At 58.5% G+C, this 18,812-nt stretch carries 21 protein-coding genes and 1 tRNA gene; 11 read left to right on the forward strand and 11 right to left on the reverse strand.

The genetic code is table 11. The features are described 5' to 3' along the window. Positions 1-468 precede the first annotated feature (468 nt). Complete coding sequence (locus F8N85_RS03635) at positions 469-909, reverse strand: hypothetical protein (protein ID WP_150802311.1); 441 nt, start codon at positions 907-909, stop codon at positions 469-471. Here F8N85_RS03635 and F8N85_RS03640 point away from each other — a divergent pair. Beyond that, complete coding sequence (locus F8N85_RS03640) at positions 908-1,363, forward strand: tRNA (cytidine(34)-2'-O)-methyltransferase (protein ID WP_150802312.1); 456 nt, start codon at positions 908-910, stop codon at positions 1,361-1,363. The two genes, F8N85_RS03635 and F8N85_RS03640, sit on opposite strands and share 2 nt — an antisense overlap. A 73-nt stretch (positions 1,364-1,436) precedes the next feature. Here the strand turns inward: F8N85_RS03640 and secB are convergent, their stop codons facing one another. The 3 genes from secB to F8N85_RS03655 are packed head-to-tail and all read right to left on the reverse strand — an operon-like array spanning position 1,437 to position 2,637. After that, entirely contained in the window at positions 1,437-1,925 is a 489-nt protein-coding gene (secB, locus tag F8N85_RS03645) for a protein-export chaperone SecB (protein WP_150802313.1), read from the reverse strand. 42 nt (positions 1,926-1,967) lie between these two features. Beyond that, complete coding sequence (gene grxC, locus F8N85_RS03650) at positions 1,968-2,222, reverse strand: glutaredoxin 3 (protein ID WP_150802314.1); 255 nt, start codon at positions 2,220-2,222, stop codon at positions 1,968-1,970. Position 2,223: 1 nt separating this feature from the next. Then, positions 2,224-2,637: a rhodanese-like domain-containing protein gene (locus F8N85_RS03655; RefSeq protein ID WP_150802315.1), complete on the reverse strand. Its 414-nt coding sequence runs from the start codon at positions 2,635-2,637 to the stop codon at positions 2,224-2,226. Positions 2,638-2,786: 149 nt separating this feature from the next. On the opposite strand from F8N85_RS03655, the gene gpmI reads away from it, so the two are divergent. The 5 genes from gpmI to F8N85_RS03680 all read left to right on the forward strand — a co-directional run bounded on the left by gpmI (position 2,787) and on the right by F8N85_RS03680 (position 9,642). After that, entirely contained in the window at positions 2,787-4,316 is a 1,530-nt protein-coding gene (gene gpmI, locus F8N85_RS03660; protein WP_150802316.1) for a 2,3-bisphosphoglycerate-independent phosphoglycerate mutase, read from the forward strand. A gap of 184 nt (positions 4,317-4,500) precedes the next feature. Beyond that, positions 4,501-5,790, forward strand: a complete 1,290-nt coding sequence (locus tag F8N85_RS03665; RefSeq protein WP_150802317.1) for a murein hydrolase activator EnvC family protein — start codon at positions 4,501-4,503, stop codon at positions 5,788-5,790. Positions 5,791-5,821: 31 nt separating this feature from the next. After that, positions 5,822-7,126 carry a S41 family peptidase gene (locus F8N85_RS03670; RefSeq protein WP_150802318.1) on the forward strand — a complete coding sequence of 435 codons (1,305 nt, stop codon included), beginning with the start codon at positions 5,822-5,824 and terminating at the stop codon, positions 7,124-7,126. A 1-nt stretch (position 7,127) separates the two neighbouring features. After that, the gene (locus F8N85_RS03675; protein WP_150802319.1) at positions 7,128-7,916 is read left to right on the forward strand and encodes a divergent polysaccharide deacetylase family protein; all 789 of its coding nucleotides are present in this window, start codon (positions 7,128-7,130) and stop codon (positions 7,914-7,916) included. A gap of 220 nt (positions 7,917-8,136) precedes the next feature. Then, positions 8,137-9,642, forward strand: coding sequence for a trypsin-like serine peptidase (locus F8N85_RS03680; RefSeq protein WP_150802320.1), 1,506 nt, complete (start codon positions 8,137-8,139; stop codon positions 9,640-9,642). Between the two features lie 6 nt (positions 9,643-9,648). Here the strand turns inward: F8N85_RS03680 and F8N85_RS03685 are convergent, their stop codons facing one another. From F8N85_RS03685 to hisB, 6 genes are all read right to left on the reverse strand, one after another. Further along, entirely contained in the window at positions 9,649-10,404 is a 756-nt protein-coding gene (locus F8N85_RS03685) for a substrate-binding periplasmic protein (RefSeq protein ID WP_150802321.1), read from the reverse strand. 97 nt (positions 10,405-10,501) lie between these two features. Beyond that, on the reverse strand, positions 10,502-11,272 hold the full coding sequence (gene hisF / locus F8N85_RS03690; RefSeq protein ID WP_150802322.1) for an imidazole glycerol phosphate synthase subunit HisF: 771 nt from the start codon (positions 11,270-11,272) through the stop codon (positions 10,502-10,504). Positions 11,273-11,281: 9 nt separating this feature from the next. Further along, complete coding sequence (gene hisA / locus F8N85_RS03695; protein WP_150802323.1) at positions 11,282-12,019, reverse strand: 1-(5-phosphoribosyl)-5-[(5-phosphoribosylamino)methylideneamino]imidazole-4-carboxamide isomerase; 738 nt, start codon at positions 12,017-12,019, stop codon at positions 11,282-11,284. A gap of 42 nt (positions 12,020-12,061) precedes the next feature. After that, a complete protein-coding gene (locus F8N85_RS03700) occupies positions 12,062-12,316 on the reverse strand; it encodes a DUF2164 domain-containing protein (protein WP_150802324.1) in 255 nt (84 codons plus the stop codon). Further along, the gene (gene hisH / locus F8N85_RS03705) at positions 12,316-12,954 is read right to left on the reverse strand and encodes an imidazole glycerol phosphate synthase subunit HisH (RefSeq protein WP_150802325.1); all 639 of its coding nucleotides are present in this window, start codon (positions 12,952-12,954) and stop codon (positions 12,316-12,318) included. Before hisH ends, F8N85_RS03700 begins: the two co-directional genes overlap by 1 nt. Next, positions 12,954-13,547: an imidazoleglycerol-phosphate dehydratase HisB gene (gene hisB / locus F8N85_RS03710; protein ID WP_150802326.1), complete on the reverse strand. Its 594-nt coding sequence runs from the start codon at positions 13,545-13,547 to the stop codon at positions 12,954-12,956. Before hisB ends, hisH begins: the two co-directional genes overlap by 1 nt. A 313-nt stretch (positions 13,548-13,860) precedes the next feature. Here hisB and F8N85_RS03715 point away from each other — a divergent pair, with 313 nt between their 5' ends. The 5 genes from F8N85_RS03715 to F8N85_RS03735 all read left to right on the forward strand — a co-directional run bounded on the left by F8N85_RS03715 (position 13,861) and on the right by F8N85_RS03735 (position 18,084). Beyond that, a complete protein-coding gene (locus F8N85_RS03715; RefSeq protein WP_150802327.1) occupies positions 13,861-14,259 on the forward strand; it encodes an acetyl-CoA sensor PanZ family protein in 399 nt (132 codons plus the stop codon). Between the two features lie 84 nt (positions 14,260-14,343). Continuing rightward, positions 14,344-16,572, forward strand: coding sequence for an AsmA family protein (locus F8N85_RS03720; protein WP_150802328.1), 2,229 nt, complete (start codon positions 14,344-14,346; stop codon positions 16,570-16,572). Continuing rightward, positions 16,569-17,636, forward strand: coding sequence for an A/G-specific adenine glycosylase (mutY, locus tag F8N85_RS03725; protein WP_150802329.1), 1,068 nt, complete (start codon positions 16,569-16,571; stop codon positions 17,634-17,636). Before F8N85_RS03720 ends, mutY begins: the two co-directional genes overlap by 4 nt. Beyond that, positions 17,633-17,905 (forward strand): oxidative damage protection protein, encoded by a 273-nt coding sequence (locus F8N85_RS03730; RefSeq protein ID WP_150643273.1) that lies wholly within the window; start codon positions 17,633-17,635, stop codon positions 17,903-17,905. Before mutY ends, F8N85_RS03730 begins: the two co-directional genes overlap by 4 nt. Before the next feature lie 103 nt (positions 17,906-18,008). Then, a tRNA-Phe gene (locus tag F8N85_RS03735) sits at positions 18,009-18,084 on the forward strand. Positions 18,085-18,203: 119 nt separating this feature from the next. Here the strand turns inward: F8N85_RS03735 and F8N85_RS03740 are convergent. Then, a complete protein-coding gene (locus F8N85_RS03740; protein ID WP_150802330.1) occupies positions 18,204-18,659 on the reverse strand; it encodes a carboxypeptidase regulatory-like domain-containing protein in 456 nt (151 codons plus the stop codon). Positions 18,660-18,812: the final 153 nt, after the last annotated feature.

The raw sequence follows: 18,812 nt of genomic DNA on the forward strand, positions 1-18,812 counted from the left end.
TGAACCCTGTGGGAGCGAGCCTGCTCGCGATGCTTTCAGGGCCAGCATGCACCGCCGCAATGCACCGTGAACCGCAATCGCGCACGACAACTGATTCGAAATCCCGCCTTCATCCACCAGAAACTCCATATCGCAAAAACAAGAAACCCCCGATTTACGGGGCTTTCAGCGCTGCTCAGCGACTTTCTGTTTCAACTTATTAAAAACTGGCACGCCCCCTGCAATAGTTCAATCAGTGATTCGATTCACTACCCGGTTTCGGGGACCTTGGTACAGGCAGGCCGGGGATTCCCCTCTTTACACCCAGGGCTCATAACGCAAACAGCGACGAGCCCTAGCCAGTTTTGGGGACCTTGGTACAGGCAGGCCGAGAATCCCCTTCTTTACAACCGGGGCTCATGACGCAACCGCGCCGAGCCCCACCCGGTTTCGGGAACCTTGGTACAGGCAGGCCGGGGATTCCCTCTTTTATTCCTCCTGGAGATGGATCTCCAAACGCCATCGACCTTCCACTTCGGCACCGGACCACTCGCCACGCAACGGCCGGGCCGCCAGCAGATTCAGCAACAACCCTCCATCACTCGAGCGCACCCGCCAATTCGCGTCCTTGCCGTTGATCTTCAGCTGACCCTTCTGCGCCCTGCCCGTCGCCTCGAACAGCAACGCCACGGTGCCCTCGATGTGTTCGCCATGCAGCTTGGGCTCAGTGTTGAACCACAGCACCAAGCCATCCGTGACGACATCCACCTGTTGCAGCTCGGTCGGATCCGGCGTGGTCAGGCGGCCAATCATCAGGCCGACCATGACGCCCACTATCACCAGCGAGAAAAACATCCGCCGCAATAGCTTCGGTCGCGGATCTGCTTCAGGCGTAGAATGCAGCCCATCTTTATCTTCGGAGCCGTGCATGTTTCACGTCATCCTTTTTCAACCAGAAATTCCGCCGAATACCGGCAACGTTATCAGGCTGTGCGCCAACAGTGGCTGCCACCTGCATTTGATCGAGCCGCTGGGCTTCGAGATGGACGATAAACGCCTGCGCCGGGCCGGCCTCGACTACCACGAGTATGCCACCTTGCAGCGCCATGCCGACCTCGCCAGTTGCCTGGAAAGCCTCGGCCACCCACGCGTGTTCGCCTTCACCACCAAGGGCTCGCGACCGTTTCACGACGCCAGCTTCGCCGAGGGCGACGCCTTCCTGTTCGGCCCGGAAAGCCGTGGCCTGCCGGCCGAGGTGCTGGACGCCCTGCCAACCGGGCAACGCCTGCGCCTGCCTATGCGCGAAGGCTGCCGCAGCCTCAATCTGTCGAATACAGTAGCCGTCGCCGTCTACGAAGGCTGGCGGCAATTGGGTTTCAAATAGCACCCCATTCCGGTTTCGCCCGCCCATGAAAAAAGCGCCTTCAACGGCGCTTTTTTCATGGGCGGGCGAACGCTTATTGCACAGTCGGCGCTTCGCCAGCGGCCTGCATGCGTTGCAGCTCTTGTGCGTACAGCGCGTCGAAATTCACTGGAGCCAGCATCAGCGCCGGGAACGAACCACGAACTACCAGGCTGTCCAGGGTTTCGCGAGCGTACGGGAACAGGATGTTCGGGCAGAACGCGCCCAGGGTATGGCTCATCGAAGCGTCGTCCAGGTTCTTGATCAGGAAGATCCCGGCCTGTTGCACTTCAGCGATGAACGCGACTTCGTCACCGTTCTTCACGGTGACCGACAAGGTCAGCACGACTTCATGGAAGTCGCCTTCCAGGCCCTTTTGGCGAGTGTTCAGATCCAGAGCAACGCTCGGCTCCCACTGCTGGCGGAAGATCGCCGGGCTTTTTGGCGCTTCGAAGGACAGGTCACGCACATAAATGCGCTGCAGCGAGAATTGCGGAGCAGTTTCTTCTTCGCTGGCAGCAGCAGTGTTCTGTTCATCAGTCATCGCAGATCCTTCTCACTTTTAGGGTCTTGTAGGGTTTTGGATTCAAGCCTCGAGCAGCGCGTCCAGCTTGCCGGCGCGCTCCAGAGCGTGCAGCTCGTCACAACCACCGACGTGGGTGCTGCCGATCCAGATTTGCGGCACGGAGGTCCGGCCAGCCTTCTGGGACATTTCAGCGCGCACCTGCGGCTTGCCATCGACCTTGATTTCTTCGAAGGCTACGCCTTTGCTCTCGAGCAGATACTTGGCTCGCGAGCAATAGGGGCAGTAATCGCTGGAATAGACGACGACGTTTTTCATCTCACTTCACCAGCGGCAGGTTGTCGGCTTTCCAGCTGGAAACACCACCGGACAACTTGGCCGCATTGAAACCGGACTTGAGCAGTTCGCGGGCGTGAGTTCCGGCGTGCTGGCCCTGGGCGTCGACCAGGATGATAGTCTTGGCCTTGTGCTTTTCCAGCTCGCCAACGCGGGCGGTCAGCTTGTCCTGCGGGATATTGAGAGCACCTACAATATGGCCGGCGGCGAAATCCTTGGTCGGACGGATGTCGATCACTACGCCCTGGTCATTGTTGACCAATGCAGTCAACTCACGGGTGCTGAGGCTTTTACCGCCGCGACTCATCTCACGGGCGATCAGCAATGCCAGCAGAACGACGAAGGCACCGACGAGCAAATAGTGGTTAGTGGCGAATTCAATCAGGTGAGCAACCATCTAGGAGGTTCCAGGGCGTTAAAATGTCGGCCAGTATACACAGCCGCCATGGTCGACCAAACCCCGCCCGGCGGTGACGGCGATTGAACTTGCCTTTAAACTGCCACTCTTTTTTCCATACCCTTTTAATCCAGCCACGAGTGGGATCTATGACTACCACGCCTAAACCTTTGGTCCTGATAATTCTGGATGGCTTCGGTCACAGTGAAAGCCAAGAACACAACGCCGTCTATTCGGCCAAAAAGCCCGTGCTAGACCGCTTGTACGCCACCGTGCCAAATGGTTTGATCTCGGGTTCGGGCATGGACGTCGGCTTGCCGGACGGGCAAATGGGCAACTCGGAAGTCGGCCACATGAACCTCGGCGCCGGCCGCGTGGTGTACCAGGACTTCACTCGGGTAACCAAATCGATCCGCGACGGCGAGTTTTTTGAAAACCCGACCCTCTGCGCGGCCGTGGATAAAGCCGTTGCCGTTGGCAAAGCGGTGCATATCCTCGGCTTGCTCTCGGATGGCGGCGTGCACAGCCATCAGGACCACCTGATAGCCATGGCCGAACTGGCATCCAGACGCGGTGCCGAGAAAATCTACCTGCACGCCTTCCTCGATGGCCGTGACACGCCGCCCAGAAGCGCCAAGTCGTCGATTGAACTGCTGGATGAGTCCTTCAAAACCCTCGGTAAGGGCCGGATCGCCAGTATCGTTGGTCGTTATTTCGCCATGGACCGCGACAATCGCTGGGACCGCGTGTCCCAGGCCTACAACCTGATCGTCGACGGCAACGGCGAATTCAACGCCGCCACCGCTCAAGAAGGCCTGCAAGCGGCCTACGAGCGCGGCGAGAACGACGAATTCGTCAAAGCCACGACCATCGGTGAACCGGTCAAGGTCGAAGACGGCGATGCCGTAGTGTTCATGAACTTCCGCGCCGACCGCGCCCGCGAGCTGACCCGCGTGTTCGTCGAAGACGACTTCAAGGACTTCGAGCGCGCCCGCCAGCCGAAACTGGCGGCATTTGTCATGCTGACCCAATACGCGGCCAGTATTCCTGCACCCTCGGCTTTTGCGCCGGGCAGCCTGGAAAACGTGCTGGGCGATTACCTGGCGAAAAACGGCAAAACCCAGCTGCGCATTGCCGAGACCGAGAAGTACGCCCACGTGACTTTCTTCTTCTCCGGCGGTCGTGAAGAACCCTTCCCCGGTGAAGAACGCATCCTGATCCCGTCGCCGAAAGTTGCGACCTATGACCTGCAACCAGAAATGAGTGCACCAGAAGTCACCGACAGAATCGTCGACGCCATCGAAAACCAGCGTTACGACGTTATCGTCGTCAACTACGCCAACGGCGACATGGTCGGCCACAGCGGCGTGTTCGACGCGGCAGTAAAGGCCGTTGAATGCCTGGACCTGTGCGTTGGTCGGATTGTCGAAGCCCTGGAAAAAGTCGGCGGTGAAGCACTGATCACCGCAGACCACGGCAACGTCGAGCAAATGTCCGATGACTCCACCGGCCAGGCCCATACCGCTCATACCACGGAGCCGGTACCGTTCATCTACGTCGGCAAGCGCGACTTTAAAGTCCGCGAAGGTGGAGTACTGGCGGATGTGGCGCCGACCATGCTCAAGCTGCTGGATCTCAAGCAGCCTGAAGAAATGACTGGTACTTCGATATTGGTCTGATTCAGACCCCTGCTACACCGCAAATCGACTGTGGGAACGTCGCCCGACCCTTCCCATATTTGATTTTGCGGTGTTTTTAAGTGTCAGACCCGCCTGAACCCACTCCGGTCATCACACAGGCATTTTTTTTGCGGTCCGCGGCGGGCATACTAGGCCGTCCCTTTCCCTGGTGTCGCCCGCCTCTATGCTTCGCGCTCTGATGACCCTTGCTCTTGTCTGCCTGCTCCAACCGGCCTTTGCTGACGAGCGCGTGCAAACCCAACAACAGCTGGACGCTACGCGTCAGGATATTGCCGAGCTGAAAAAGCTCCTGGGCAAGCTCCAGGAAGAAAAATCCGGCGTGCAAAAAGACCTGCGCGGCACCGAAACCGAAATGGGCAAGCTCGAGAAGCAGGTCGAGTCCCTGCAAAAAGAGCTGAAGAAAAGCGAATCCGAGCTGCAGCGGCTCGATGAAGAGAAAAAAAAACTTCAGAGCGCGCGCATTGAACAGCAGCGACTGATCGCCATTCAGGCTCGCGCGGCCTACCAGAACGGCCGCCAGGAGTATTTGAAGCTGTTGCTCAACCAACAGAACCCGGAAAAATTCGCCCGGACCCTGACCTATTACGATTACCTGAGCCAGGCGCGCCTGGAGCAGTTGAAAAACTTCAACGAGACCCTGCGCCAACTGGCCAACGTCGAACAGGACATCGCCCTGCAGCAGGCTCAGCTGCTGGTGCAAAAAAGCAGCCTCGACAGCCAGCGTGACGAACTCGATAAAGTCCGCAAAGAGCGCCAATTGGCGCTGGCCAAGCTCAACACCGACGTAAAGGCCCGCGACGAAAAACTCCAGGCCCGCGAGCAAGATCAGGCCGACCTGTCGAAAGTCTTGAAAACCATTGAAGAAACCCTGGCTCGCCAGGCCAGGGAGGCAGAAGAAGCACGACAAAAAGCGCTGATCGCCCAGCAGGAAGCCGAAAAAAAGCGCTTGCTTGAGGCCCAGGCGGTTGCCAGCGATAGTTCGGATAAACCGGCTAAAGCAGCAGCACCTGGCCCACTGGTTTCCAGTTCGGGAGCCTCCTACGGCGGCCCTTTTGTCTCAGCGCGCGGCAAGCTTCCATGGCCGGTTGACGGTCGACTGCTTGCGCGCTTTGGCGAAACCCGTGGCGATGATGCCCGTACCAAGTGGGACGGGGTAATGATCAGCGCCTCCGCCGGCAGCCAGGTACACGCCGTACATGGCGGTCGCGTGGTGTTCGCCGACTGGTTGCGAGGCGCCGGATTACTGGTCATTCTCGACCATGGAAACGGCTACTTGAGCCTGTACGGACATAACCAGACGCTACTTAAAGAAGCTGGCGACATTGTCAAAGCCGGTGAATCCATCTCCACTGTCGGTAGCAGTGGTGGCCAGGACACCCCAGCGTTGTATTTCGCAATTCGCCAGCAGGGTCGCCCCAGCGATCCAGCACAATGGTGCCGTGCGCAAGGATAAGCGCACCATCTAACTCAGGAGTTCGTTCGACATGCTGCATTTGTCCCGCCTTACCTCGCTGGCCCTGGCGATCGCCATTGTGATCGGTGCGCCCTGCGCGTTCGCAGCCGAAACTGCGAAGCCAGCGACCGCCGCGACCACCAAGGCGCCATTGCCGCCCGACGAGCTGCGCACCTTTGCCGAGGTCATGGACCGGATCAAGGCGGCCTATGTCGAGCCCGTAGACGACAAGACCCTGCTGGAAAATGCCATCAAGGGCATGCTCAGCAACCTTGATCCACACTCGGCCTACCTTGGCCCGGAAGACTTCGCTGAGTTGCAGGAAAGCACCAGCGGCGAATTCGGTGGCCTGGGCATCGAAGTCGGTGCCGAAGACGGCTTCATCAAGGTCGTCTCACCGATCGACGATACCCCGGCCTCCAAAGCAGGCATTCAGGCCGGTGACTTTATCGTCAAGATCAACGGCCAGCCGACTCGCGGCCAGAGCATGACCGAAGCGATCGACAAAATGCGCGGCAAGGTCGGCGAGAAAATCACCCTGACCCTGGTGCGCGATGGCGGCACGCCGTTCGACGTGACGCTGGCCCGCGCCATCATCCAGGTCAAGAGCGTGAAGAGCCAGTTGCTCGAGTCCGGCTACGGTTACATCCGTATTACCCAGTTCCAGGTCAAGACCGGCGAAGAAGTCTCCAAGGCCCTGGCCAAGCTGCGCAAGGACAACGGCAAGAAGCTCAACGGGATCGTCCTCGATCTGCGCAACAACCCGGGTGGCGTGCTGCAATCGGCGGTTGAAGTAGTCGACCACTTCATCACCAAGGGCCTGATCGTCTACACCAAGGGCCGCATCGCCAACTCCGAACTGCGTTTCTCCGCGACCGGCAAAGACGAAAGCGAAGCCGTTCCATTGGTGGTGCTGATCAACGGTGGCAGCGCCTCGGCTTCGGAAATTGTCGCGGGTGCCCTGCAGGACCAAAAACGTGCGGTCGTGATGGGCACTACCAGCTTCGGCAAAGGCTCGGTGCAAACCGTGCTGCCGCTGAACAATGAGCGTGCACTGAAGATCACCACCGCGCTGTACTACACCCCGAACGGTCGCTCGATCCAGGCTCAGGGCATCGTGCCGGACATCGAAGTGCGCAAGGCCAAGATTACCAACGAGCAAGACAGCGAATACTTCAAGGAAGCCGACCTGCAAGGCCACCTGGGCAATGGCAACGGCGGTGCCGACAAGCCGACTACCAGCGGCAAAGCCAAGCCGATGCCGCAGGACGATGATTATCAGTTGGCCCAGGCCTTGAGCCTGCTCAAGGGTCTGAGCATTACTCGTAACCACTGAGATGCGCCCGGTCCTCCTCAGTCTGCTGTGCTGCCTGGCGGGCGCTGCTCACGCAGCGACCGCCGAAACGGCGGCGGCCCCGCACAAGGCTTACCTGAGCCTGATCATCGATGACCTCGGGCAAAGCCTGCCACGGGACCGCCGGGTGCTGGCATTGCCCGGCCCGGTTGCCACCGCGGTGATGCCCGATACCCCCCATGCCGCCGAATTTGCCCGCGAAGCCCATCGCGCCGGCAAGACCGTCATGCTGCACATGCCTATGGACCCTGCTACCGGCCCATTCGCCTGGCATCCCGACTTACCCCAGGAAGAACTCGAGAAGCGCTTGAATGCGGCGTTCAGGGCCGTGCCCTATACCAGTGGCCTCAACAACCACATGGGCAGCCGCATGACCGCCGAACCCCAGGCCATGGCCTGGTTGATGGCCGACTTGCAGGGTCGGCACAAATTTTTCGTCGATAGCCGCACCAGTGCCAGAACCGCGGCCGCGGCCCAAGCGCAGAAGACAGGATTGGCGAGTGTTTCGCGGGACGTGTTTCTCGATGATGAACGCACCGAGGCGGCGATCTTCACTCAACTACAGACCGCTATCAGCCTCGCTCGCAAGCAGGGCTCGGCGGTGATGATCGGCCACCCTTATCCGCAAACCCTGGCGGTGCTTGAGCGTGAACTGCCCAAGCTCAAGGCCCAGGGCATCGACTGGATCGATATCAAGTTGATGATCAGTGTTCGCGGCAATCAAGCAACAGTAGCGCACGGAAAGAATGGGCGTTATCACGAAGTACGGTAACTCACTAACGCTCACCCTAAAAATCCGCGACTCATCCTTGCTGTTTTTCCTCGCAAGACCCGGCCCCTTGACAGACCCTGCACACGCGAACGCTTTGCGAAAGTGCCGCCGACCTTTATCGCCTGCAACATAAATATATATCACCCACCCTTATAAACCCGCCAATACAATCCCTGCACCCGTCACACAGTCAATAAACCATCATTACCAAGGAACGGTCATGAGACATATACTTGCCACAGTTATTTATTACATACTCAGCGCAGCACTTCTCTCCGGCCCCCTCCACGCTGAGGATCTCGGCGAGGGGCTTATTAATCAATCGCCGTCGATGTTACTGGAAAATCACCAAGGAAAATATAATCACTGGAATGGTATAGGCCAACTCTTCAAGGATAACCAACCCATCTGTACCGCCAGCCTTATTGACACTCGAGATGAAGAAAACAATGCACTCGGGCCGGCTTATGTGCTCACCGCAGGACACTGCGTATCCCTATATCTGCCCCGCCCTGGTGCAGTACATCCCTTTGAAGCCAACGTGAAATTTAATTTTTTCAATGATACCCAGCACGACTACAAAAGCTACACCATCCAGACAGCAAACTGGGCCAGCCTTATGGGTACTGACATTGCAATTCTGGAGCTAACTTCATCTCTTTCCACCTTGCTGGAAGATGGAATAACGCCACTTGAACTGACCCGCGATGCCTTTACCGCACCTGTCGATATCCTCATTGTCGGCGCCCCCGCAAGCCTTCCAGAGTCAGGCCTACGCGTGGCTGCCTGCCTTCAGGAACCAACAGCAGCAACACTTGTGGAAAACTGGTGGACCTATCCGGACACCCTGAAGAACACGTGCAAGGATATTCGTGGCGGATCCTCCGGGAGCCCTGTGCTTGATCGTAAAACCGGCAGTATCGTCGGCGTGTTATTTACGTCTACCTATGGATCGACACCCGATCAATTGTGCTTCGAAAATACCCCTTGTGAAGTAAAAAACGGAAAGCCCGAGTGGGTTCCTGAAACCCATTACAGCCACGCCATCGACTACTTGCCTGACTGTTTCGTAAAAGGGGTCTTTAACAGTGGTTTGAGTTCCTGCACGCTGGAACCAGGCTTCAAATTATCCATAGGGGACTACCTTCCATTGAGGTATACCACGGTGCCATCCGATGACAGTCAAGGGGCACCTACCTGGGGTCTGAGTTTTTCGACGGATACACCTTCCTACCGCTTTAAAAGCGTACGCGATGCCAGGGAATGCTCGTCTGCCCACTATTACAGCCAGGTAATAAGCTCCACCGAGGCCTTGATCGATACGCCTACGGGTCGCGAAGCAGGCCTGTATTTTCTTTGCGTGCTGGGCGTCGAATCAGCGGAGCAAACTCCAACAGCCGGACTGTTGAGAAATGCCTGGATCTCCCCGGCACAACTCGTCGAGGCAGAACCCGTCAGACTACCGGAGCCAACTATTACGCTGGGAGCTGACTGGAATTACCGCGTTACATGGCACTTTTCATATCCGCTGTATGCCGAAAGTTACTATTACGCCGGACCTGCAGACAAGACAAATTGCAGCGATGTAAAGATAGAAGAGTATATTTTAGTGACACAGCCCGTCACCTTCACCGCCGAACAACTTCCTCTGACGCTTTGCAGTTATGGAACGGACTATGATTCTCGCCCCTCCGCAATACGCACGGACCTGCTTGTCCTGCCCTGAAAGCATTCAGAGATAGCGCGCCATGATGTCGTCGACCACGCCTTCCTGGCGCAGCTGATCCAGCGCAGCCTGAAGTTTGTTCACCACCTCGTCCGGCACGTTCTTGTTCAACGCCAGATAGAGCTCTGCACTGTTAAAGCGCAATACCGTCTTGAGCCCGGTGACTCCGTCCTGCCGCGCCAGGTAACGGCCGGCCGGGTCGCCGGTGGCCCACAGGTCGATCTGGCCGTTGACCAGCTTCCTGGCGTTATCCTGATCGCGCAGGACTACCACTGGGGCCAACCCTTGCTTGGTCAGGGTCTCGGCAATCGCGTCGCCTTTGTAGGCGCCGATCTTGTACTTGCGTGCCTGCTGTAATGATTCGAGGCTGATCTTGCTGTCGGCCTTGGCCAGCATGATCCAGTCGTCCGGGCCGATGGGGCCGACCCATTTGAAGAGTTTTTCGCGATCCGCCAGACGCGCCATGACGAACACACCGTACCCCGGTTTCTCCAGGGCAAGCTTGTAGATTCGCTCCCATGGGAAGCGCAAGGTCAGGCTGTAGTTTATCTGGGCGCGCTTGAACATTTCGCGGACGATATCCACGGCGATGCCGTTGATATTTTCGTCCTGAGCGAAGTTTTTGCCGTTCTTCGCCATGTTGTACGGCGGGAAGTTTTCCGTCAGCAACACCAGTGGGGTGTCGGCATTCTCTGCAGCGTGAGCGCTGCCGGCGAGCAATACCGAAGCGCTGGCGAGTACAAGGAGAAGACGTTTGAACATAACGGGCTACCCAAATCCATGGCGTGCCCAAGAGTGCCGTGAGCCCGCCATGCTGTCTAGTGGCCTGTGTGGCCACTAGGGCCTTTATGTCGAACGACTAGCGAACAACGATGCCGCGCTGCGCCATATAGGCTTTGGCCTCGGGAACCGTGTATTCGCCAAAGTGGAAAATACTCGCCGCCAGGACCGCGCTGGCGTGGCCTTCAAGAATGCCGTCCGCCAGATGCTGCAGGTTGCCAACACCGCCGGAGGCGATCACCGGAATCCCCAGCGCGTCGCTGATGGCGCGGGTAACGCCCAGGTCGAAGCCGTTTTTCATACCGTCCTGATCCATGCTGGTCAGCAGGATTTCACCGGCACCCAGGCCTTCCATCTTCATCGCCCATTCCACCGCATCCAGGCCGGTCGGCTTGCGACCGCCGTGGGTGAAGATTTCCCAGCGCGGAGTTTCGCCCGGCAATGAAACCTTCTTGGCATCGATGGCGACGACGATGCACTGCGAACCGAAATGCTGCGCGGCTTCGCCAACGAATTCCGGATTGAATACCGCGGCGGTGTTGATCGAGACCTTGTCCGCACCGGCATTGAGCAGGTTGCGAATGTCCTGCACGGTCCGCACACCACCGCCCACGGTCAGCGGAATGAACACCTGGCTGGCCATGCGCTCGACGGTATGCAGCGTGGTGTCGCGACCATCGACACTGGCGGTGATATCGAGGAAGGTAATCTCGTCAGCGCCCTGCTCGTCATAAAGACGGGCAATTTCCACCGGATCACCGGCGTCACGGATGTTCTCGAACTTGACGCCCTTGACCACCCGGCCGTTATCCACGTCCAGGCAAGGGATGATGCGTTTGGCCAGCGCCATGGTGACTCCTCAGCCTTTGTACGAATCGCAGAAAGCTTGCGCTTCAGCGACGTCGAGAGTGCCTTCGTAGATCGCCCGGCCAGTGATGGCACCGATGATCCCCGGAGCCTTGGCATCCAGCAGCGACTTGATGTCGCCCAGGTTGTGGATACCGCCGGAAGCGATCACCGGGATCCGCGTGGCGGCCGCCAGTGCTGCGGTATACGACACATTGCAACCCTGCATCATGCCGTCTTTGGCGATATCGGTATAAACGATGGCCGAGACGCCGTCAGCTTCGAAACGCTTGGCCAGGTCAATCACCTGCACAGTGCTGATTTCAGCCCAGCCATCGGTAGCGACGAAACCGTCTTTAGCGTCCAGGCCGACAATCACCTTGCCCGGAAATGCGCGGCAAGCCTCGGCAACGAATGCCGGATCCTTGACCGCCTTGGTGCCGATGATCACGTAGCTGACGCCAGCCTTGACGTAATGCTCAATGGTTTCCAGTGAACGGATACCACCGCCGATCTGGATCGGCAGGTTCGGGTAACGCTTGGCAATCGCAGTGACCACGTCGCCGTTGACCGGCTTGCCTTCGAAGGCGCCGTTCAGATCGACCAGATGCAGACGGCGGCAACCGCCCTCCACCCACTTGGCGGCCATGCTCACCGGGTCATCGGAGAACACCGTGGAATCTTCCATGCGGCCCTGGCGCAGACGTACACAGGCACCGTCTTTAAGATCGATAGCGGGGATAATCAGCATCTGGCAAACCTTCAAATTCGATTTTTCAGCTTCACTCGAAAATCAGTTTTTCTCGAGCGCCCACAAGTCGCTTTCGATGCTTTCGAACCTCTCTTTGAGGTGCGTCTGCACATCGAAAATCGCCCTGTTGTAATAGTGCGGAGCAATTTCGCGGGTAAACAGATCGAGGATTTCAGCCGCCTCGAACGAGCCCAGGTCGAGTTCGAAGCGCTCTTCCATGAAGCGCTTGATCTTGCTGTTGGCTTCGTTCTCCTGCTCAGGAGTGAGCGTGAGAATCGGCGGCTTCTTCCTGGCCATTACCAGCGACCGTCCCAGGCGGCGAAGTTCTGCAGCAATTGCAGGCCATGGGTATGGCTCTTCTCCGGGTGGAACTGCACGGCAAAACGCGAACCTTCGGCCAGCGCGGCAGCGAAATCGACGCCGTAGTGACCACCACCTACCACCTGCCGCGGGTTGCCGGCAGCGATGTAGTAGCTGTGCACGAAGTAGAAACGCGCCAGGTCCGGAATGTTATGCCACAGCGGGTGATCCACCGCCTGGCGCACTTCATTCCAGCCCATGTGCGGGACTTTCAGGTGTTCGCCGTCTTCGTGCAGACCTTTGCCGAAGAACTTCACCTGGCCTGGAAACAGGCCGATGCAGTCAACGCCATCGTTCTCTTCACTGCGGTCGAGCAAGGCTTGCATGCCGACGCAAATGCCGAGAAACGGACGATCCTGGCTGACTTCACGGACCAGCGAATCGAAACCCAGGCGACGGATTTCCGCCATGCAATCGCGAATCGCGCCGACCCCGGGAAATACCACCCGGTCGGCTTCGCGAATCACGTTGGCATCACTGGTGATCAACACCTTGCCGGCACCGACGTGCTCGAGGGCCTTGGCCACCGAGTGCAGGTTGCCCATGCCGTAATCGATAACCGCGACCGTCTGCATCAGAGCACGCCCTTGGTCGAAGGCATTTGCCCGGCCATGCGCTCATCCAGTTCGACAGCCATGCGCAACGCGCGACCGAAAGCCTTGAATACCGTTTCGATCTGGTGGTGGGTGTTATGCCCACGCAGATTGTCGATGTGCAAGGAGACGTTGGCGTGGTTGACGAAGCCCTGGAAGAATTCCTGGAACAGGTCGACATCGAAGCCGCCGACGGTAGCGCGGGTAAAGGGAACGTGCATCTGCAGGCCTGGACGGCCGGAGAAGTCGATCACCACGCGCGACAGCGCTTCATCGAGCGGCACGTAGGCATGGCCGTAACGACGGATGCCTTTTTTGTCGCCGATAGCTTTGCTGAAGGCCTGACCCAGGGTGATACCGACGTCTTCCACTGTGTGGTGGTCGTCGATATGCAGGTCGCCCTTGCTCACGATATCAATGTCGATCAACCCGTGACGGGCGATCTGATCCAGCATGTGCTCAAGAAAAGGAACACCGATATCAAATCGGGCCTTTCCGGTGCCATCCAGGTTGATCGAGGCTTTGATCTGGGTTTCCAGAGTGTCGCGCTCGACAGACGCCTTACGTTCGGCCATCACCAGCTCCGCAAAATCATTGGGCGAAAAAGGCAGCCATTATAGGCTCGCGGACGGCAAACAGAAACATGAAGGTCGATATCACTGACGGGCTGAGTCCAGCGCCGCCCGCGATATACATGTCAGTACAAGCAAAGATCGCAGCCTGCGGCAGCTCCTACGCCGCGTAGGAGCTGCCGCAGGCTGCGATCTTTTCGGGCATAAACCCCATGCACCTGACACAACACATGGTTACCATTTGCTCATGAGCGAAAAATCAAACTGACATCACTTCTCTGTGTTCTCTGCTCTCGCACTGTCCCAAGGAAATCCCATGCCCATCGTTGTCGAGCCGCTGAACGAAGCCAGCTACCAGGATCAGCAGGACCTGCAGAAGATTTATCGCGACGCCCCGGACTGGCTGCTTGCACCCTTGGGCGATGAGCTGCATCTGATCGAACAAGGCCTGCGCGAAGGCAGCCTGATCGTGGGGCGTTTCAATGACCGGCTGCTGGGTGCGGCACGCCTGCAACGGCAGCCTGAGGCCTGGCACCTTTCGCAATTGTGCGTACGAAAAATTACCCGGCGCCGCGGCGTGGCCGAGCGCCTGGTAAGCGAAGCCCAAAGAATGGCCAAGCAGCAGGGCGCAACCCTGCGCCTGCTGGCCCCTGCCGGACATATGGAGGCGCAGGCACTGGCGGCCAAGCTGCAGCTGCCGCTGGATCCGCTCTAATCGCTATCCATGGCCTGCCGCCAGATTTGGAGCGCTATACTCCCCGGCTAAATTACGAATTCGACACACTACAAGGACTCGCCCATGAAAGCGTTTGGCAAAATCCTGGGTCTGGTAATTCTCGGGCTGTTGCTGATCATTGTGGCCCTGGGCTTTGCCCTGACCCACCTATTCGATCCCAACGACTACAAAGACGAGATTCGCCAGATGGCCCGCGACAAGGCCCACATTGAGTTGACGCTCAATGGCGATATCGGTTGGAGCCTGTTCCCCTGGCTTGGCCTGGAACTGCACGAAGCCAGCGTCGCGACCTTGGCCAACCCGACCAAACCTTTCGCCGACCTGCAGATGCTCGGGTTGTCGGTACGGGTGATCCCACTGCTGCGCCGCGAAGTACAGATGAGCGATGTCCGCGTCGAAGGGCTGAACCTGCGCCTCAATCGCGACAAGGACGGCCACGGCAACTGGCAGGACATCGGCAAGACCGCGCCGATCGCCACACCGGCCGACGCTGGCGCCACAACGGCCGGGGAACCCGCGTCCACTAGCCCTCCAGTGCCCGACAAACCGTCCCAGCCGATTCGCCTGGATATCGACAGCCTGACCGTGAACAACGCCCGGGTTGAGTATTTCGATGAGCGCAGCGGCAAGCAATTCAGCGCCGAAAGTATCCAGCTGAGCACTGGCGCGATCCACGAAGGCACGAATATTCCAGTCAAACTGACGGCGTTCCTGGGCAGCAGCCAGCCGGTAGTGCGGCTTAGAACCGAACTCGGCGGCGAACTGCGTTTCGATCGGGTCCTCCAGCGCTATCAGTTTGAAGACATGAAATTCTCCGGTGAAGCTTCCGGCGAACCGCTGCAAGGCAAGATCGTGACCTTCGCCGCCCAAGGCCAGTTGCTGGTCGACAAGGCAGCCAACGTTGCCGAATGGACCGGCCTGAAAATCTCCGCCAACCAACTGCGCGCCCTGGGCGAGCTGAAGGTCAACGATCTGGACAAGACCCCGCAAATCAGCGGCGGGCTGTCGATAGCCCAATTCGACCTGGCGAAGTTTGTCGACAGCATCGGGCAGAAACTCCCGGCCATGGCCGAGGGCAGCCTGAGCAAGGTTGAACTGGTCAGCCGCCTCAGAGGCACGCCGACCAGTATCGCCCTCGAAGATCTGAATCTGAAACTCGACGACGGCACCTTCACCGGGCGCCTTGCGGTCGACGACTTCGCCAAGCAGTCACTGCGCGTACAGCTCAAGGGCGACACCTTCAACGTTGATCGCTACCTGCCGCCAAAATCCGCGGAAGCCAACAGCGCTGCGGTGGCCCGCAAGGCTGAAGTGAAAAGCAGCGAGGACACTGCCATGGCCGGTCCTGCTACCTCCCCCCTGCCCGACGCACCAACCAAGGGCGCCTGGAGCACCGAAAGACTGTTGCCGGTCGAACGCCTGAGCAAACTGGATATCGACGCCGACCTGAGCTTCGGTCAACTGACCCTCGACAAGCTACCGATCCAGAATGCAACGCTCAAAGCTTCCGGCCAGGGCGGCCTGCTCAAGCTCGAAACCCTGCGCGGCGAGCTCTATGACGGCAATTTCGAAGCCAATGGCAACCTTGACGTGCGTCAGCCAGAGCCGATGCTGAGCATGCAGACACGCATCAACAAAGTGCCGGTCGAACGCATCCTCGAAAGCCAGGGGCAAACACCGCCGGTCAAAGGCCTGGTCAGCTTGAACAGCAACCTGACTGGCAGCGGTAATAGCCAGAAAGCCCTGATCGACAGCCTCAATGGCACCAGCAGCTTCGTCATCAACAACGGTGTGCTGCTCAACGCCAACCTCGAACAGCAACTCTGCCAGGGCATTGCGACACTCAATCGTAAAACGCTCAACGGCCCACCACGGGGCAAGGACACGCCGTTCGAGGAGCTCAAGGGCAACCTGACCTTCCGTAACGGCGTGGCCAGCAACCCTGACCTGAAAGTGCGAATCCCGGGGCTGACCGTCAAGGGCAACGGTGATGTCGACCTGCGGGTGCTGGGCATGGATTACCGTGTCGGGATCCTCATCGAAGGCGACAAGAGCGACATGCCGGACCCGGCCTGTCAGGTCAACGAGCGTTATGTCGGCATCGAGTGGCCATTGCGTTGCCGCGGCCCGCTGGAACTGGGGGCCAAGGCCTGCCGCCTGGACAATGACGGGCTGGGCAAGATCGCGGCCAAGCTGGCCGGTGACAAGCTCGGCGACAAGCTTGAAGAGAAACTCGGCGACAAAGTCAGTCCGGAACTGAAAGACGCCCTCAAGGGGCTGTTCAAACGATGAGAGCCGAGCAATTTTCAACGGCGGTGCTGGAGTGGTACGACCGCCACGGCCGCCACGACCTGCCCTGGCAGCAGGGCATCACCCCGTATCGGGTGTGGGTCTCGGAAATCATGTTGCAGCAGACCCAGGTCAGCACCGTGCTGAACTACTTCGACCGCTTCATGGCGTCATTGCCAACGGTCGAAGCCCTGGCTGCGGCACCGGAAGACGAAGTGCTTCATCTCTGGACCGGCCTGGGTTACTACACCCGCGCCCGGAACCTGCAGAAGACCGCGAAGATCATCGTCGCCGATCACGCCGGGGAGTTTCCCCGCGATGTCGAAAAACTCATCGAGCTGCCCGGCATTGGCCTGTCCACCGCCGGCGCCATCGCCAGCCTGAGCATGGGCTTGCGCGCACCCATCCTCGACGGCAACGTCAAGCGGGTGCTGGCACGCTTTACCGCACAAGAGGGCTACCCGGGCGAACCCAAGGTCGCCAAACAGCTGTGGGCCAATGCCGAGCGCTTCACCCCTCACAGCAGAGTCAACAACTACACCCAGGCAATGATGGACCTCGGCGCGACGCTCTGTACCCGCAGCAAACCCAGTTGCCTGCTCTGCCCACTGGAAAGTGGCTGCGAGGCGCACTTGCTTGGCCTGGAGACTCGCTACCCGATTCCAAAACCGCGCAAGAGCGTGCCGCAGAAGCGCACCCTGATGCCGTTGCTGGCCAACCGCGACGGCGCCATCCTGCTTTACCGTCGCCCGTCCACGGGCCTCTGGGGCGGCCTCTGGAGCTTGCCGGAGCTGGATGATCTCGGCGACCTGGAACATCTGGCGCTGCAGCACTCGCTGGAACTGGGCAAACATCACGCACTGCCAAGCCTGATCCACACCTTCAGCCATTTCCAACTGGCTATCGAACCCTGGCTGGTTCAGGTCCAGGAATCCGGCCATCACGTGGCCGAGGCTGACTGGCTCTGGTATAACCTCGCCACCCCGCCGCGCCTGGGCCTTGCCGCTCCGGTGAAAAAGCTGCTCAAACGCGCGGCCGATGTATTGAACGCAGGAGAGTCGTCATGACCCGCACCATCATGTGCCGCAAGTACAAAGAAGAATTGCCCGCCCTTGAGCGCGCCCCATTCCCGGGCGCCAAAGGCCAGGACATTTTCGATCACGTCTCGGCCAAGGCCTGGGCTGACTGGCAAAAGCACCAAACCCTGCTAATCAACGAAAAACGCCTGAACATGATGAACGCCGAGGACCGCAAATATCTGCAGGGCGAAATGGACAAGTTCTTTTCCGGAGAGGACTACGCCAAGGCCGAAGGCTACGTGCCGCCGTCCGAATAACCCCGATTTCTCGGGGCTTGGGTCGTAAGCGACGGTAATAATTAAACTTTTTTTGAAAACTTGCTTGACGACCCCCCGAAAAACCAGTTTAATGCGCCCCGTTGCCCAGATAGCTCAGTCGGTAGAGCAGGGGATTGAAAATCCCCGTGTCGGCGGTTCGATTCCGTCTCTGGGCACCACATTCAGTTTTCATGTGGTGTTATAGATCACATGAAAGCCTACAAAAAACCCGCCTTGTGCGGGTTTTTTGTTGCCTGTAGTTTTTCAAGACGCGTAATGGTTTTTCAGAAATCAGCGATCAATAACCCTCATTCCAGTGGAAGACCAGATCGCGAATAGCCCCGCCTTTGATCTCGGCGTCACTGCGTTTTTCCTGACCATTACGAGCGGCGACCACCGAGTATTTACCGGGCGGCAACTGAACGTAAACGATAGGCCCTACCTGACTCAGCTTCAGCACTGAGCTCCCCTGCATGTTCTGGATCACTAGATCGACATCAGGGATGTATTTATTGTCCGGCCCGATCGCAAAGGTCATGTGCAAGTTGTAACCCTTGGCTTGATGAATGGCCCGCGACTCATCCAGACCGATGCCCCCCGACAAGTACGTAATGCCGTTTTGCTGTTGTGGCTCCACCTGCACGCCGGACATATCGATCGGCTCCTCGGTGGCAGCCTGCAGTTCTGTTGCAGGCAATCCCGACAACATGAACGCTAGCGCTCCTGAAAACACGAGTAAGTGGAAGGACTTCATGATGACGACTCCCAGGTTCGTACAGACCGGATGAATGCGAAACCACCCTTGGGCGCTACGCCATAAACCAGCGGCATCCCGATTAAATCCCCTCCCTGTACTGTTGATCCATCCGACCATGAAAAGTTTATGCCTTGCTCATTGGGTGCTTAG

The sequence above is a fragment of the Pseudomonas fluorescens genome (assembly GCF_902497875.1).
Classification (GTDB): Bacteria; Pseudomonadota; Gammaproteobacteria; order Pseudomonadales; family Pseudomonadaceae; genus Aquipseudomonas; species Aquipseudomonas fluorescens_BR.